The following is a 15,471-nucleotide window of genomic DNA, read 5'->3' as shown; positions in this document are numbered from 1 at the left end:
ATGAAAAATCGAGTAATGATCATAGGTGGTGTGCAAGCAGGTAAGTCGACACTGATGAATGCGTTATTGGGGAAAGATAGACAAGCCAATAAAACACAGGCGCTCGTTTATGATGACTGGATTGTTGATACACCTGGAGAATATATAGAAAATCCGATGTATTACAGAAACATTATGGCAACATCGCTTGAAGTGACACATGTGATTTATTTACAGGATGCCACGTCATCAAAGAGTGTTTTTCCTCCGCAATTTAGCTTAGGAATTCCCAAAATACAAATTGGTGTCATTACAAAAATTGATGCACCCCTTGCAGATGTGGAAAGAGCAACAGCTTTATTACAAAATGTCATGATGCATGGTCCTGTAGTGAAAACCTCTTCGTGGCAAAAGCTTGGTATTGAGTTCATTGCGCCACTTATTCAGCTCAATTCTGACGAAGAAATTCGTCAATTTGTGAAGGATCGTGATAGTCCTTATCTCATGTATTGCCATTAAGTGGCGAGAGGGGAGAGTAAGTTGAAGTCAGAAAAAATTTATAGTGCAGGCATTGATATTGGTACAAGTACAACAAAGATGGTTGTCAGTAGTTTTCTGTTGAAAAACGTTGCAGGTGTAACGCATGTGCCAAGAATAGAAATTATTGAAAAAAAGGTTTTGCATCAAAGTCCTATTATTAAAACACCGTTTATTAATAAAGAAATTATCGATATGGAAAAAATCGAACAATTTATTTTTCAGCAATATCAATTGGCCCAAATTGCACCAGCAGATATTTCAACAGGTGCCATTATCATTACAGGCGAATCAGCAACGAAGGAAAATGCTAGCGAAGTTGTTCATGCGATTGCAGATTCAGCTGGTCACTTTTTAGTTGCTACTGCCGGACCCGATTTGGAAGGTATCATTGCAGCAAAAGGCGCAGGTACCTTACAGCTATCTAAAAATACTGCCAAAATTATGGCGAACATTGATATTGGTGGTGGTACAGCAAACATTGCGGTAATGCAGTTTGGAGAAATAATGGGTACATGTACATTACATGTCGGTGGAAGACTTATAGAATTTCAGAATGGCATTGTCCAATCGATTTCACCACCCATTATGAAACTTATGGAGAAATGGTCAAAGCCATTAAAGGTTGGTGATTCAGCAGAAGATGTACGTGTCACCCAACTAATCCAAGAGATGGTGGATATAGTAGCGAAAACGTTAAGCGGACAATTAACAGACGAACAACATCCATTATTGCTAGGACATTTACCAAATTGGGATAAACCAGTTGAAGCAGTCGTTTTTTCAGGTGGAGTAGCTGCCTGTATTTATGAAAATGAATGTACAATTCGTCAGTATGATGATATCGGCGAAAAATTGGCAAAAAGTCTTTTACAGCATGAACAGCTACAATCCTTTTTATGGCTAAAACCAGAGGAAACAGCTCGGGCAACAGTGACTGGAGCGGGTACGCAAACGACTGAGATTAGTGGTGCAACGATTCAGGTAGATGCGGAAGTATTACCTTTAAAAAATGTGCCTGTTTTCGATTGCCATATGGATACGAACAGCAAAGAATTCGACTATGCGGTGAAAACAGCTATTGAACGAGCCGATGCTCTATTTTCTATACAGGAGAATCGCTCGCCGTTTGCACTCTATTTTAGTCAGTTACCCTATTTAAGCTTTCAGGATGTCCGAGTATTATGTGAAGCTATTTTGAAGCACTTAGCGACGAGAAGCTCCAAGGAAATACCAATTATCATAGTCATTCAATCAGATTATGCAAAAGTTATTGGGCAAACGATACAGGCAATCAATCGAACAGTTCCCATCATTTGCATCGATCAAATCAAAGTAGAAACAGGTGATTATATTGACATTGGGGAAGTACTACCGTCTGGTGTTGTCCCAGTCGTTGTAAAAACACTTGCTTTCCACTCAAAGTAAGGAGGATGAATGTGAATCTATCGGTGATATTTGGTGGAGAGAAATATAATTTTAATTCATTAAAGGATGTTATGGCCAAGGCTAATGAAGAAAAATCAGGGGATCAGCTAGCTGGAATTGCGGCTGAATCTGTACAGCAACGAATTGCGGCGAAAGCCGTTCTAAGTGAGCTATTAGTGAAGGATATAAGAGAAAATCCTTTAGTTCCCTCTGAAAATGATGAAGTATCACGCATTATTGAAGGTGATATCAATGAGCAAATTTATGGAGAAATTAAAAACTGGAGTATCGAACAACTAAGAGAATACATTTTATCCAATGAAACAGGCGATCGGGAATTAAAAAGATTAAGCAAGGGCATGAATTCAGAAATTATTGCGGCCGTTACAAAGCTGATGTCCAATCTAGATCTCGTCCATGCAGCCAATAAAGTGGAAATACTGTCAACTTGTAATATTACGATCGGACAAAAGGGCACACTTTCCTCAAGATTACAGCCGAATCATCCAACAGATAATATTGACGGTATTATTGCCTCATTAAAAGAAGGATTGTCCTATGGTATTGGCGATGCGGTCATAGGGATTAACCCAGTTGATGACTCAGTTGAAAGTGTGAAAAAAGTATTGCAAGCCACAAAGGAATTTATCAATGAGTGGTCGATTCCTACACAAAACTGTGTATTAGCACATATTACAACACAAATGAAGGCCATTAAACAAGGGGCACCAGCCGATATGATTTTCCAAAGTATTGCTGGAACGGAAATTGCTAATCGCTCGTTTGGTATTTCTGCTGACCTAATAAGAGAAGCAGAGGAGCTTGTGAAAAAGCAAGGAACAGGAACTGGCCCTAACTTATTCTATTTTGAAACTGGACAAGGTTCGGAGCTATCTGCTGAGGCACATATGGGTATTGACCAAGTAACACTTGAATCGCGCAATTACGGTTTTGCTAGACATTTTAATCCGTATATTGTGAACACGGTTGTTGGCTTTATTGGACCTGAGTATTTATACAATAACAAACAGGTTATACGTGCAGGACTAGAAGATCACTTTATGGGCAAAATGCACGGCATCCCAATGGGCGTTGATATTTGTTACACAAACCATATTAAGGCAGACCAAAATGATGTTGAAGATTTAAGTGTTTTACTAACAGCTGCTGGAGTCAACTTTATTATAGCTGCACCTATGGGCGATGATATCATGTTGAACTATCAATCGATGAGCTTCCACGATGTCGCAACATTACTTCAAACATTTGGTAAAAAACCAGCTCCTGAATATCTAGCGTGGTTAGAAAAAATGGGCATTTATGAAAATGGTCGTCTATCTGCAAGAGCTGGCGATTTATCTATATTTGAAAGGTAGGTGAGTCCATTGAATGAACAACTAGTATCGATGATTACACAACTCGTTATGGAAAAGATGGGTAATAATGCGGTGGACGAACCTTCTCATGACACGGCTGTGCCAACAGTAGACCAAAAGGAAATACTTATTAAGCTTCAAGGTTCGGAAGCTAATGGTAATTATGCTGATGAAGTAGCAAGTCCGAGCACAACAGAACGGTCAAATGAACCATTAATTAAGCTTTTTCAACCTGGATCAAGTAATCATGAACAATCATCTTACAGCACAAGTAATGATTACGCTTCAGCACCTATCACAGCCTTTAAATTTGAAGAGGATGAAGTGTCTGAAAGTGTTCAAGCTGCTAAAAAGCATACACCCGCAAGAATAGGTGTAGGGAGAGCTGGGACAAGACCAAAAACAAAAACTTGGCTAAAGTTCAGACTCGATCATGCAGCGGCAGTAGATGCAGTATATGGGGAAGTGACAGAAGGGCTACTACAAAAGCTTGATGTCTTTCAAGTAACAACAAGAGTGACAGATAAGGAAGAATACATTACTAGACCGGATTTAGGTCGTCGTTTATCAGATGAATCAAAGATACTTATTCAATCGAAGTGTGAAAAAAATCCAAAGGTACAAATCATTATGTCTAACGGATTAAGTGCAAGTGCGATTGAAGAAAATGTGCAAGATGTTTATTTAGCATTACAGCAAAGTCTTAGTAATTTAAATATTGAAATAGGAACTACTTTCTATATTGATAAAGGGCGTGTTGCTCTAATGGATGAAATTGGTGAGCTTTTACAAGCAGAAGTGATTGTTTATTTAATTGGTGAGCGTCCTGGACTTGTATCTGCTGAGTCAATGAGTGCCTATATATGCTATCAACCTAGAATTGGCACAGTAGAAGCTGATCGAATGGTCGTTTCGAACATTCATAAAGGTGGAATCCCGCCATTAGAGGCAGGTGCTTACTTAGGAACAGTCGTTCAAAAAATCTTGCATTACAAGGCAAGTGGAGTAGGTCTTGTGGCAAAAGAAGGTTAGGGGGCCAAATAATGAATCCTCAAAAAATTATGGCAGAAATTTTGGCAATGCAAATCATTCCAAGAGTGAATAGTGAATTAGCGGAGCAATTAGATTTAAAGCCATATCACAATAGCATTGGACTCGTAACGCTAACAATAGATGATGTTGGCTATGTAGCGTTGGACGAAGCTACGAAAAAAGCAGATGTTGACGTTGTTTATGCAAAAAGCTTTTATGCTGGAGCGGCACACGCATCTGGGCCATTATCTGGTGAGGTCATTGGCATCATTGCTGGTAGCTCGCCTGATGAAATTCGCAGTGGTTTCGATGCGATTCAGCAGAAAATTCAGTTTGATACGTATTTTGAAGCTATTCTTCAAAATGAAAACCACGCTCTTTTTGCACATACTGTAGCAAGCTGTGGTACGTATCTGGCAGAGCTAGCAAACGTTAAGGTTGGAACAGCCCTTGCCTATTTAATAGCACCGCCACTTGAGGCTGTCGTTGGTTTGGATGCTGCATTAAAGGCGGCAGATGTAGAGCTAAAGGTTTTCTTTGGTCCACCATCTGAAACCAATTTCGGTGGCGGTTTAGTAAGTGGTAGCCAATCTTCCTGCCAAGCTGCTGCAAATGCTTTTAGAGAAGCTATTGAAAATTTAGCGAGAAATCCAGTTGTTTAGAAAGGAGGGGCTTTATGGCCACATTAGATAAAGATTTAATAGCAATTCAAGAAATGAGAGACGCAGTGAGACATGCCAATATTGCACAGGCTGCTTACATGCAGTTTTCACAGCAGCAAGTAGATCAGATCGTCAAGGCTGTTGCAGATGCCGCATTTAAAGAGGCAGAACGTTTAGCAAATATGGCCGTTCAGGAAACGGGGATGGGCATACCTAATCATAAAAAAATGAAAAATGAGGTTGCCTCTAGAGATGTCTATGAAGATATTAAAGATTTAAAGACAGTTGGTGTCGTTGGTTTCGATCGAATGAAGAAAGTGACTGAGATTGCTAGTCCATTTGGAGTTATCGCGGGCATTGTTCCAACGACAAATCCAACATCAACAGCAATTTTTAAAACACTTATCTCATTGAAAACTAGAAATGGTCTTGTCCTAAGCCCGCACCCATATGCGGTTGAATGTACAAAGGAAGCTTTAGAGGTTTGTAGAGTAGCTGCCGAAAAAGCGGGAGCACCAGAAGGATTGCTACACTGTTTAACAATGTCCTCAATGGAAGCTACACAGCAATTAATGAAGCACCCCGATATTCACTTGATTTTAGCGACTGGTGGTGGTGCGTTAGTAAAAGCAGCCTATAGTTCTGGCAAACCTGCTTATGGTGTAGGACCAGGAAATGTTCCAGCTTACATTGAAAAGTCAGCGAATATATCCAAATCCGTTCGCCAGCTTGTACAAAGTAAATCTTTTGATAACGGCACAATTTGTGCTACAGAGCAATCGATTATTGTAGATAAAGTCATTGTCGAACAAGTTTTAACAGAGTTAAAGAAAAACAATGCTTATATTTTGAGTGATGAAGAGAAGGTGAAGATGGAGAAGTTGATTTCTCCAGTCCCTGGGAAAGTAAATCCTCAAATTGTAGGTAAGTCAGCAGCTTGCTTAGCAGATTCTATCGGTGTTACCGTGCCGGAAGATACAAAAGTACTTGTTGGTTTGGAAACGATGATTGGCAAAAACATTCCATTTTCACTGGAAAAATTGTCCCCGATATTTGCGTTATACACAGTAGAGGACAGTACAGAGGCAAAACGAGTGATGATTGATTTACTAAACATCGGTGGACGGGGACATACATGCTCGATTCATACAGAAAATGCAGCTTTAGCTGAGCAATTTTCAGTTGAATTACCAGTGTCCAGAATTGTAATCAATACATTGTCATCTATTGGCGCTGTTGGTGGAACTACAGGCTTAGCACCATCCTTCACATTAGGATGTGGCACGTTTGGTGGCAATATTACGTCCGATAACATTACAGCGAGACATTTATTGAATATTAAACGTATGGCTTATGGCATTAAAGATGTAGAGGTGCCAAAACCAGAATTTTTAACAAAACCGGTAGTAGAGAATATTAAGGCACAAGATCCATCCTTGGATACAGCCGTAGTTCAACAAATTGTTGACCAAGTATTAAAACAAATAACATTACAAAATAAATAATTTGGAGGAATGACAAATGAGTACAGCATTAGGAATGGTAGAAACAAAAGGATTAGTAGGAGCAATTGAAGCAGCGGATGCAATGGTGAAGGCTGCTAGCGTTAATTTAATAGGAAAAGTACATGTTGGTGGCGGTATTGTTACTGTATTAGTTCGTGGTGATGTAGGAGCGGTAAAAGCAGCTACTGACGCAGGTGCAGCAGCGGCACAACGTGTTGGAGAACTTCTATCTGTTCATGTAATCCCACGTCCACACCATGAAATAGAATTAATTTTACCAAAAGCAGAGGCTTAATTTTAACTCCAGCAAATAAAAGCGACGGAAAGAATCGCCGAAGTGACGGATAGAACAACCTAAATAGAAGGGCAGGATGCTACACATTGTGCCTCATCCTGCTCATTCATTTTCAATAGTAATAAAGATATAGAGGTGGCTAACTTGAATATAGCGACAAAAACATTTCCTGTGGCCATTTCAGCTCGTCATATACATGTCAGTGAAGAAGATTTACAGGCACTTTTTGGTCCAAATGCAACGCTAACGAAGGATTTTGATCTTTCGCAACCAGGACAGTTTGCAGCTAAAGAGCGTGTCTCCATAGAGGGACCAAAAGGTGTTCTTCACAATGTACGTGTATTAGGTCCTGTAAGAGCTGCAACACAGGTGGAAATTAGTCGAACAGATGCAATGAAACTTGGATTAACTCCTCCATTAAGGCAATCGGGAGATATCGAAAGTTCAGCGGGCATCAAATTAATCAATCAAGAACAAGAAATCATAATCAAGCAGGGAGTCATTATTGCACAGGCACATATTCATATGACAGAAGAAGATGCAATAGCATTGGACGTAAAAAATAATGAATTAGTATCTGTTGAAGTTGATAGTGAGCGACCTGTGACATTTCGTGGTGTTGTAGTTCGTGTATCAAACGATTTTAGTTTAGAAATGCATATCGATACAGATGAGGCGAATGCAGGCTTTATTGAACAGCAATCTCAAGGGAAAATTATTAGATCAATAACATAAGGAGGAGGTTTGATGCAGGAAAATTTAGTCCAAAAAATTGTCGAAGAAGTATTGCAGCAAGTTTTAAAAAATCAGCCTTCCTCTCAACATGACGGAAAAATCCCTATTGGTGTGTCAGCACGACATGTCCATCTTGCTCAAGCGGAAGTGGAGCAACTTTTTGGTGATAACTATCAATTAACACCTAAGTTTGAGCTTTCACAGCCAGGGCAGTTCGCCGCTGAGGAAACAGTTGTTATTGCTGGTCCAAAGGGCTCCATTGAGCGGGTACGCATTTTAGGCCCAGCTCGATCATTATCTCAAGTTGAAATTAGCTGGACAGACGCGATGAAATTAGGGATGAAGCCACCATTAAGAGTTTCAGGAGATATTAAAGGCTCTAGCCCCGTTACACTTATTGGTCCAAAGGGCAGTGTCGTGCTACATGAGGGACTCATTATTGCACAAGCACATATCCATATGTCACCGACTGACAGTGCGAGGTTCCAAGTAGCGGATGGACAATCAGTGCAAATTAAAATAGAAGGAATTAGACCGATTATTTTATCAAATGTAATCATTCGTGTTTCTGAGCGTTATCGATTGGAGATGCATATTGATACAGATGAAGCAAATGCAGGATTAATTCAACAAGGTGCACTTGCAGAAATTATCTATGCACAAGCTAATGAACAAATGAATGTCAAAGAACTTGCACCAGTTGTAAGTCAAGCTGACAAACCATCGATCTATCATTTTGATAAGAAGCTACTTTCACAGGTAGAAGTACTGGAAATTGAAGCACAGGAAATTGTTGTTCCTAAAAAAACAATTGTGACAGCATTGGCTTATGACAAAATACGAGAGTTGAATAAGAGGTTAACAATTCGCTCTGAGTAATTAGAAAAGTCCATTCAGGATAAAGAAGGTGAAGTTCATGCAAATCGGAAGAGTGATAGGCAGTGTGTGGGCAACACGTAAGGAAGAAGGGTTGAATGGCTTAAAATTATTAATTATTCAACCAATTGACTCCAATCAGCAGCCGATTCGCACGGAAATAGTGGCAGCTGACCGAATCGGGGCGGGAATTGGAGATGATGTGCTCATTACGAGTGGTGGATCATCACGATATATTATGAAAGAAAATCCATTGCCTATCGATGCAGTTGTTATAGGTATCATTGATTCTACGGAAGTTATGCGAGGTGAAGAAAATGGGTAGCGCTATTGGAATGATTGAGACAAAAGGATTAGTAGGCTCTTACGAAGCTGCTGATGCGATGATTAAGTCATCAGATGTAACCATCGTCAAGCAAGAGTTCGTTGATGGCGGGATTGTGACTGTCGTCGTGAAAGGTGATGTTGGTTCTGTCCAGGCAGCAGTAGAAGCTGGAAAAGCCGCTGCAATGCGCGTTGGAGAACTATTAGGCGCTCACGTAATTCCGCGGCCTGATGAAGATGTTTTTCAAATGATTAAAGGACCGGAAGCACCGAAGAAGAAGCAAGCATCAACACCATCAACGCGTACTAAAAAAACGACAGAAACAGCAGCTACTGAAAATCGAGGTGAGGCATAATGTCTTTTCGAAAAAGTAAAATTGCTGTGATCGGTGCTGGTCATACTGGCGCAACTTTAAGCTTATTTTTGGCACAAAAAGAGCTAGGAGATGTTGTGCTGTTAGATATTCCAGAAGCGGAGAATCCGACAAAAGGAAAGGCGCTGGATTTATTACAGACAGGACCAATCGAAAAGTTTAATGTTTCTATTAAAGGAACGAGTAATTATGAGGATATAGCTGGAGCAAGTATTGTCATTATTACAGCTGGTATTCCTCGTAAACCAGGCATGAGCCGGGATGATTTAGTGATGACGAATGCAAAAATTATTCAACAAGTTTCTAGACAAATAAAACATTACGCACCAAACAGTATTGTTCTTGTATTAAGTAACCCAGTAGATGCCATGACCTATGTTTGCCATAAGGAAACAGGTTTTCCGAAAAATCGTATCATTGGCCAATCAGGTGTGTTAGATACAGCACGTTTTAATGCATTTGTAGCACAAGAGCTGCAAATTGCACCAGAAGATGTGTCAGGATTCGTCTTAGGTGGACATGGCGACGAAATGGTCCCATTAATTCGATATTCCTATGCTGGAGGGATCCCATTAGAAAAACTGATCCCTCAGGACAGACTGCAGCAAATTGTAGAACGTACACGTAAAGGTGGCGGAGAAATTGTTGGTTTGTTAGGGAATGGCAGTGCTTATTATGCGCCAGCTGCTGCATGTGCTCAGATGGTTGAGATCATCATGAAAGATCAACGTAAAATAATTCCTTCTATAGCCCTTTTAGAAGGAGAGTACGGTTATCACGATTTATTTTTAGGTGTACCGACAATATTAGGTGGCAATGGCATTGAATCAGTCATTGAATTACACCTTACAAATGAAGAAAAAACGGCGCTCCATCAATCAGCAGAAGCCGTCAATCAAGTATTAACAATTTGTCAAAATGTTTAAAGACGCTTTGTAGCAATAAGATATATAGGATCCCCAACTATATATTTGTTGTTATAACCTTTCGCTCTTAAAAATGTTTGATTGGAAACCGAACATTTAACTTCTTTCAGCAGTATTCTCCCATCTCTATAATTGGTGAGATGAATGCGATTTTAAGTCACTTTCCAGTGAGTTTCCAAACATCCGCTGAAAGAAGTTAAAGCCTCCGGCGGATGTCACGGAAATCGGAAAGGAGTCCTTTGTGCAAGCACAAAGCCGATTCCGGACGCAATTATGCCGAGGCATAATTGATCTTGAAAGCTAGTCAAAATTCCCCAGAATTTATATAGAATAAGAAGCTCTCTTGATCGTGAAAACGATGAGGGGAGCTTCTTTAGTTTTCTCAGTTAAAATGTGATACTCCTATTTAAGATTTTATGATTGTGGGAGAAGCATCACAATATGCCTCACCCCAACTTTATAATTTATTTTGAAACATTAAAATTCCTTCCTTTTAAATATGGTAATAATGATAGTAACCCTAGGATAGCTAAACAAGCGCCAATCCACAGTGGTGATATATAGCCATATCCCTTACTAATACCTAGACCGCCTAGTGATGAACCAATAACAATACCAAGTGTAATAAAAGAACTATGAAGGGTATTGACCATCGTGCCATTATTAGCTGTTTTCATCACTCTCGCCACCATAGCTGGATTCATTGCAACACCAGTCAAGCCAATAAAAATAGTAGTAATAACTGCAATGTATTTATTTTCAGCTCCTACAGCAAATAAAGACAATGCTACGATTAAAATAATCAATCCACTCAAAAGTGTTTTCATTGTATATTTATCAGCAAACTTACCAATCACTATATTGCCAATTACTGTCGCAATACCATAGAGAGCGAGTAAATATGGAATACTTGCGCTTGAAAAGCCTGTGATATTTGTAAAGATAGGGGTGAAATAACTAAATGCTGCAAACGTGCCACCTATGATAAACATACTTGTTATGTACGCTGCCCAAAGATGAATATTCTTAAAGGGCATGAGCTCGTCTTTCCAGATTAATAGCATTTTGTTTGGCGATGAGGGTAGTAAAAATTGAATCATAATCCCGGAAACTAGTACGAGAATAGAAACAAACCCAAAACTAATACGCCAGCCAAAATTTTGCGAGATAATCGTTGTTATAGGTAAGCCTATGACTGTTGCAATCATTAAACCTGCAAGTACAATAGATGCAGCTTTTCCCCTTGAATTAGGAGGAACCAATGTTGCAGAAAAGGAAATGGCAATACCAAATGCTGAAGATGAAGCAATACCAGTAATAATACGTGAAACCATCATACTATCATAGCTCCAAGCAATAGCTCCAAGCGACTGGCCAAGTAAGAATACAAACATTAAAAATAATAAAGCTTGTTTACTGCGTAATCGTAGAAGAGTTGCAGTTAAAATAGGTCCTCCTACTACCATTGCTGCTGCATAAGCTGTAATTAAATACCCGATTGAAGATACAGAAACCTTAAATGCAAGAGCAAGTTCGTTCATCATACCTGCAACCATAAATTCTGATGTAGTCATACAAAAAACCGCTAAAGCTAGTAAATAAATGATCCGTGGCATAAAAACACTCCTAAATTTATTATTGTAACGTTCGGTACAAAAATGGTGCTAAAAAAGAGCGCACTAAGCGCCAAAAATTGATACTAATGTTCCGTTCATAATCTGCTCAGACAACATTCGATTTTGCATCGAAACATTAAGAACACGAAACCCGTAATAACTGCTTAAAAATAAACTAGCTAATTCCTCAGCTGTTTGCTTTTTTGAAATTTCGCCAGTTTGCAATCCTTCCTCCATTACTTTTTCAATAGCTTGTTTAAGAAGCTCGACATGCCGTGAGAAAATTTCTTGAACCATTTCGTCATTCTTAGCTCTTTCCACACTGGCATTGATTAATAAACAACCTTTTTGTTCAATATTCTCAAAGTCTTCTTTCAATGCCCATTCGAAAAAATTACTTAATCGTTCTTTCAATGTAATTGGAGCATTTAACAATTTCTGCTGTTCCTTAATTCCAAACTCATGATAGCGTTCTAATACTTGTTTATACAGTTCATGTTTACTACCAAAAGTATTGTATAAGCTTCCCTTCCCAAGTCCAGTATCACTACATAAATCTTGTGTAGAACACCCCTCATATCCTCTGATCCAAAAAGTTTTCATGGCGGCATCTACAATTGAGGAATAATCAAACTCTCGCGGTCTACCTCGTTTATTCAAATGGATCCTCCTCTCATTTGCATTAATAGAATATCTTTTTTGTACTAATCGGTCAATAAAGGTTTTAGGAAATAAAGTATAAGTCTTGATTGACTTTGTCCTTAGGGGAAGGTGTATAAATGAATTGTAGCAAGTAACAAATAAATGAGTGAGGTGGTTTTGTGCTATCAATAGGCGAATTCTCAAAAATATGTGGTGTCTCTACAAAAACACTTCGATATTACGATGAAATTGGAGTAATTAACCCAGATGAGATTAATGCTGAAAGCGGTTATAGGTATTATTCCATCGAACAACTAAAAAGGATGCTCTATATTAACCGTCTAAAATCCTATCATTTTTCTCTTGAAGAAATTAAAACGATGCTGGAATTAGAAGAGGATCAATCCGAAGAAATGCTTTTTTCAGCGCTAAACCAGAAGAGAAATGAAATTCAAGAGAAACTAAAGGCTTTTGAATATCTTGTAAAACAACTAAGTCATGATATTTCAAACTTAGAAAAGGGGGTACCAATCATGTCGTATCTTGACGATTTCGAAGTACAACTAGTAGAAACAAAGCCAATGAATATCCTTTATAAGCGACTGATAATGAGTAGTGATGACTATGCATCGGGATATGGTAATCATTTTAGCGAGCTATATGAAAAGATTGCGAAAGAGAAGCTCAGTTTACTTGGTCAGCCGATGACGATTTACCATAGCCCTGAATTTAATCCTGCTGGCAATGATACCGAGTTCGCCATTCCAATAGCTGAGTCTGTCAAAAGAACGAGAGATTTACCTGGTAGCCTCTGTGCTAAATCTGTTTTAAAGGGGGCTTATCCGGAATTGACCTCTGTCTATGCTAATTTGATGAAGTGGATTGAAAACGAGGGGTATGAACTGATATCGCCACCATATGAAATATATGTAACAGATCCAAATCAAGCCAATGCCCCTGAGGATTATGTTACTGAGGTATATTTTCCTGTAAAGAAAAAATGACAAAGCGAAAATTAGGAGGTTCCTATGCAAACAACAATAAATTGGCAAGCGGTAAAACCTGAAAGCATATATATGAACAATGAAAAACTTTTTAAGCTAGAACAGACGATAAAAAGTGAGTATCACAATATAAATGGCATTATTATCATTAAAGATGGTCATTTAGCATATGAAAAATATTTTAATGGCAAAGGTCCTGATGATTGTCACCATGTAGCATCTGTAACAAAAAGTGTACCTCTGCACTTATAGGCATCGCAATTGATAAAGGATATATTAATAGCGTTGAACAGAAGGTGTTAGATTTTTTTTCGGAGTATATTTCTGATGCCGCTGATCAGCAGAAACAACAGATTACTATACGACATCTTCTCACGATGACAGTACCATATCCATTTGAGGATTGGCATGAGCCGCTAGATAAGCTATGTCAACAACAGGATTGGATAAAATACACACTTGATATGATGGGTAAAGATGGGGAAATAGGGGCATTTAAATATTCCACAGCTGGAGCACATGTATTGTCAGCTATCCTTACTCAAAGTACAGGCAAAAGTGCACGAGCGTTCGCCAATGAACATTTGTTTACACCGCTTGGCATGAAAGAAATTCCGAACTACCAAATGAACGCTTATGGGTTTGATGATTTATTCGGGAAAAACGTCAAGGGATGGGTTCGTGATCCAAACGGTCATTCGACAGGTGGATGGGGACTAACATTTACTACTCGTGATATGGCGCGATTTGGCTACCTCTATTTAAACAATGGCATTTGGAATAATAATAGGGTTCTCTCCGAGACATGGATTCGTGAATCAACGGAGATGAACCAAAACAATTACGGTTATTTATGGTGGCTAAGACAAGAAGATGGACTTTCTACATATTCAGCAATAGGGGATGGTGGCAATATGATTTGTTGTATACCGAAATTGAATATGGTTGTGGCTATTAGTTCAGAGTTCATTATGAATCCAAGAGATAGATGGCCGTTAATAAAAGAGTATATAATCCCAGCGGTAATAAATAATCAATAATTTTATATATAAAGAAATGGGGATAAAAATTAAGGTTAAATTCCATTCCAACTAGGTTGGTGCACGCTTGCTTCAAGTTTATCCCCAACATACCTCCCAGCCTCGACCTCAATGTTTTTACATCTCCAACATTGGTGATTAACCCAAAGTAATCCAAAATACTTATACCAATCATATTAACCTCGTTGCTCAGGGTGAAATTTTGATCCCATCAAATTAGACAATAGGCTATAATAAATAGTCTATTGCATATTTTTGATGAAGTTTTCTCTATGAAGAAACGTATTGGAAGATTCCCTTTCTGAAGGTCGTTCTCACTACATCTTCAGTGTGAGGTTAAAATATACTTTTAAAATAAAGTGAGGGAAAGAAATGGGTAGTTACTTGGTCGTCTTTATTGTCATTGTACTTATAATGTTAAGAGAGAAACAAGTTAGACCAGCTCGATTGTGGGTCATACCAGTTTTGTTAATGGGTGTAATGTTTTCTACTATTTCTAGTATTAAATTAACGCCTTTAAGTATGATGATGTATATCAGTTGTTTAATAGTTGGATTGGGTATAGGAGTATGGAAAGGAAAACTAGAAAAAATTCGTATGAATCATACAAGAGGAGCCGTAACTACAAAAAGCTCTATTGCTGGTATTATTTTATTTTTCGGGATACTCCTTGTAAGGATACTGGTAGGTCATTGGAGTAGAGAGCATGCATGGATATCGTTAACAAATGCTCTTATGTTCATACCACTTGGTAGTATTTGTTCTCGCCGCTATATTATCTACTTGAGGTACAAACAACTTACGGGAGAATGAAGCAATATGGATATAGAAGGTTTTGAAATCAAAGACTAGTCAGTGTTTATTTTATCAATCATCTTTTTTAAGAGCTTAGACGGCTCCTAAATCGAAGCCAGCATTTTTAAAATTTTATGCTGCTTATTGTTGTGCCTGTAATAATAAATTCATGTGATCGATTACTAGTTTGCAGGCATTATCAATAAAAGTCATAAGATTGATCTGCACCCATTAGCGTTGCACTGCAGTAAAAAAATATAAGTTCAAAATAGCAGCATACTAATCCCCGTTTTGATTAAGTTATCTCCCGAACTCATTGTAGAAG

16 protein-coding genes and 1 pseudogene are annotated in these 15,471 nt (G+C 38.6%); 15 read left to right on the top strand and 2 right to left on the bottom strand.

The window, feature by feature from the left end; translation table 11 throughout:
* The 12 genes from ACQKN2_RS06165 to mdh all read left to right on the top strand — a co-directional run bounded on the left by ACQKN2_RS06165 (position 1) and on the right by mdh (position 10,049).
* Entirely contained in the window at positions 1-498 is a 498-nt protein-coding gene (locus ACQKN2_RS06165) for a EutP/PduV family microcompartment system protein (protein WP_427414188.1), read from the top strand.
* Positions 499-519: 21 nt separating this feature from the next.
* Complete coding sequence (locus tag ACQKN2_RS06160; protein ID WP_427414187.1) at positions 520-1,944, top strand: ethanolamine ammonia-lyase reactivating factor EutA; 1,425 nt, start codon at positions 520-522, stop codon at positions 1,942-1,944.
* A 5-nt stretch (positions 1,945-1,949) separates the two neighbouring features.
* Complete coding sequence (locus ACQKN2_RS06155; RefSeq protein WP_427414186.1) at positions 1,950-3,320, top strand: ethanolamine ammonia-lyase subunit EutB; 1,371 nt, start codon at positions 1,950-1,952, stop codon at positions 3,318-3,320.
* A 9-nt stretch (positions 3,321-3,329) separates the two neighbouring features.
* Positions 3,330-4,352: an ethanolamine ammonia-lyase subunit EutC gene (gene eutC, locus ACQKN2_RS06150; protein WP_427414185.1), complete on the top strand. Its 1,023-nt coding sequence runs from the start codon at positions 3,330-3,332 to the stop codon at positions 4,350-4,352.
* A gap of 11 nt (positions 4,353-4,363) precedes the next feature.
* A complete protein-coding gene (eutL, locus tag ACQKN2_RS06145) occupies positions 4,364-5,014 on the top strand; it encodes an ethanolamine utilization microcompartment protein EutL (protein ID WP_268637816.1) in 651 nt (216 codons plus the stop codon).
* A 14-nt stretch (positions 5,015-5,028) separates the two neighbouring features.
* Positions 5,029-6,519, top strand: a complete 1,491-nt coding sequence (locus ACQKN2_RS06140) for an aldehyde dehydrogenase family protein (RefSeq protein ID WP_427414184.1) — start codon at positions 5,029-5,031, stop codon at positions 6,517-6,519.
* Between the two features lie 16 nt (positions 6,520-6,535).
* Positions 6,536-6,814 (top strand): BMC domain-containing protein, encoded by a 279-nt coding sequence (locus ACQKN2_RS06135; protein ID WP_323646581.1) that lies wholly within the window; start codon positions 6,536-6,538, stop codon positions 6,812-6,814.
* A gap of 135 nt (positions 6,815-6,949) precedes the next feature.
* A complete protein-coding gene (gene pduL / locus ACQKN2_RS06130; protein WP_427414183.1) occupies positions 6,950-7,549 on the top strand; it encodes a phosphate propanoyltransferase in 600 nt (199 codons plus the stop codon).
* 12 nt (positions 7,550-7,561) lie between these two features.
* A complete protein-coding gene (locus tag ACQKN2_RS06125) occupies positions 7,562-8,428 on the top strand; it encodes a phosphate propanoyltransferase (protein ID WP_427414182.1) in 867 nt (288 codons plus the stop codon).
* A 37-nt stretch (positions 8,429-8,465) separates the two neighbouring features.
* Entirely contained in the window at positions 8,466-8,750 is a 285-nt protein-coding gene (locus ACQKN2_RS06120) for a EutN/CcmL family microcompartment protein (RefSeq protein ID WP_323646577.1), read from the top strand.
* A complete protein-coding gene (locus ACQKN2_RS06115) occupies positions 8,743-9,105 on the top strand; it encodes a BMC domain-containing protein (RefSeq protein WP_427414181.1) in 363 nt (120 codons plus the stop codon). The genes ACQKN2_RS06120 and ACQKN2_RS06115 overlap by 8 nt, the downstream gene beginning before the upstream one ends.
* Positions 9,105-10,049, top strand: coding sequence for a malate dehydrogenase (gene mdh, locus ACQKN2_RS06110; RefSeq protein WP_427414180.1), 945 nt, complete (start codon positions 9,105-9,107; stop codon positions 10,047-10,049). The genes ACQKN2_RS06115 and mdh overlap by 1 nt, the downstream gene beginning before the upstream one ends.
* Before the next feature lie 464 nt (positions 10,050-10,513).
* Here mdh and ACQKN2_RS06105 read toward each other — a convergent pair whose 3' ends face one another.
* The gene (locus ACQKN2_RS06105; RefSeq protein ID WP_427414179.1) at positions 10,514-11,665 is read right to left on the bottom strand and encodes an MFS transporter; all 1,152 of its coding nucleotides are present in this window, start codon (positions 11,663-11,665) and stop codon (positions 10,514-10,516) included.
* A 63-nt stretch (positions 11,666-11,728) separates the two neighbouring features.
* The gene (locus tag ACQKN2_RS06100) at positions 11,729-12,325 is read right to left on the bottom strand and encodes a TetR/AcrR family transcriptional regulator (RefSeq protein WP_427414178.1); all 597 of its coding nucleotides are present in this window, start codon (positions 12,323-12,325) and stop codon (positions 11,729-11,731) included.
* Positions 12,326-12,486: 161 nt separating this feature from the next.
* Between ACQKN2_RS06100 and ACQKN2_RS06095 the strand changes: the two genes are divergently transcribed.
* The 3 genes and pseudogenes from ACQKN2_RS06095 to ACQKN2_RS06085 all read left to right on the top strand — a co-directional run bounded on the left by ACQKN2_RS06095 (position 12,487) and on the right by ACQKN2_RS06085 (position 15,164).
* Positions 12,487-13,311 (top strand): MerR family transcriptional regulator, encoded by an 825-nt coding sequence (locus ACQKN2_RS06095; RefSeq protein WP_427414177.1) that lies wholly within the window; start codon positions 12,487-12,489, stop codon positions 13,309-13,311.
* A gap of 24 nt (positions 13,312-13,335) precedes the next feature.
* A pseudogene (locus tag ACQKN2_RS06090) lies at positions 13,336-14,351 on the top strand (serine hydrolase domain-containing protein).
* Between the two features lie 372 nt (positions 14,352-14,723).
* Positions 14,724-15,164, top strand: a complete 441-nt coding sequence (locus tag ACQKN2_RS06085; RefSeq protein WP_427414176.1) for a hypothetical protein — start codon at positions 14,724-14,726, stop codon at positions 15,162-15,164.
* Positions 15,165-15,471 lie beyond the last annotated feature (307 nt).

It is taken from the genome of Lysinibacillus sp. NPDC093688 (assembly GCF_050280145.1).
Classification (GTDB): Bacteria; Bacillota; Bacilli; order Bacillales_A; family Planococcaceae; genus Lysinibacillus; species Lysinibacillus xylanilyticus_B.
The sequence above is the reverse complement of the archived record's forward strand: the minus strand, read 5'-3'. Positions and strand labels throughout refer to the sequence as shown.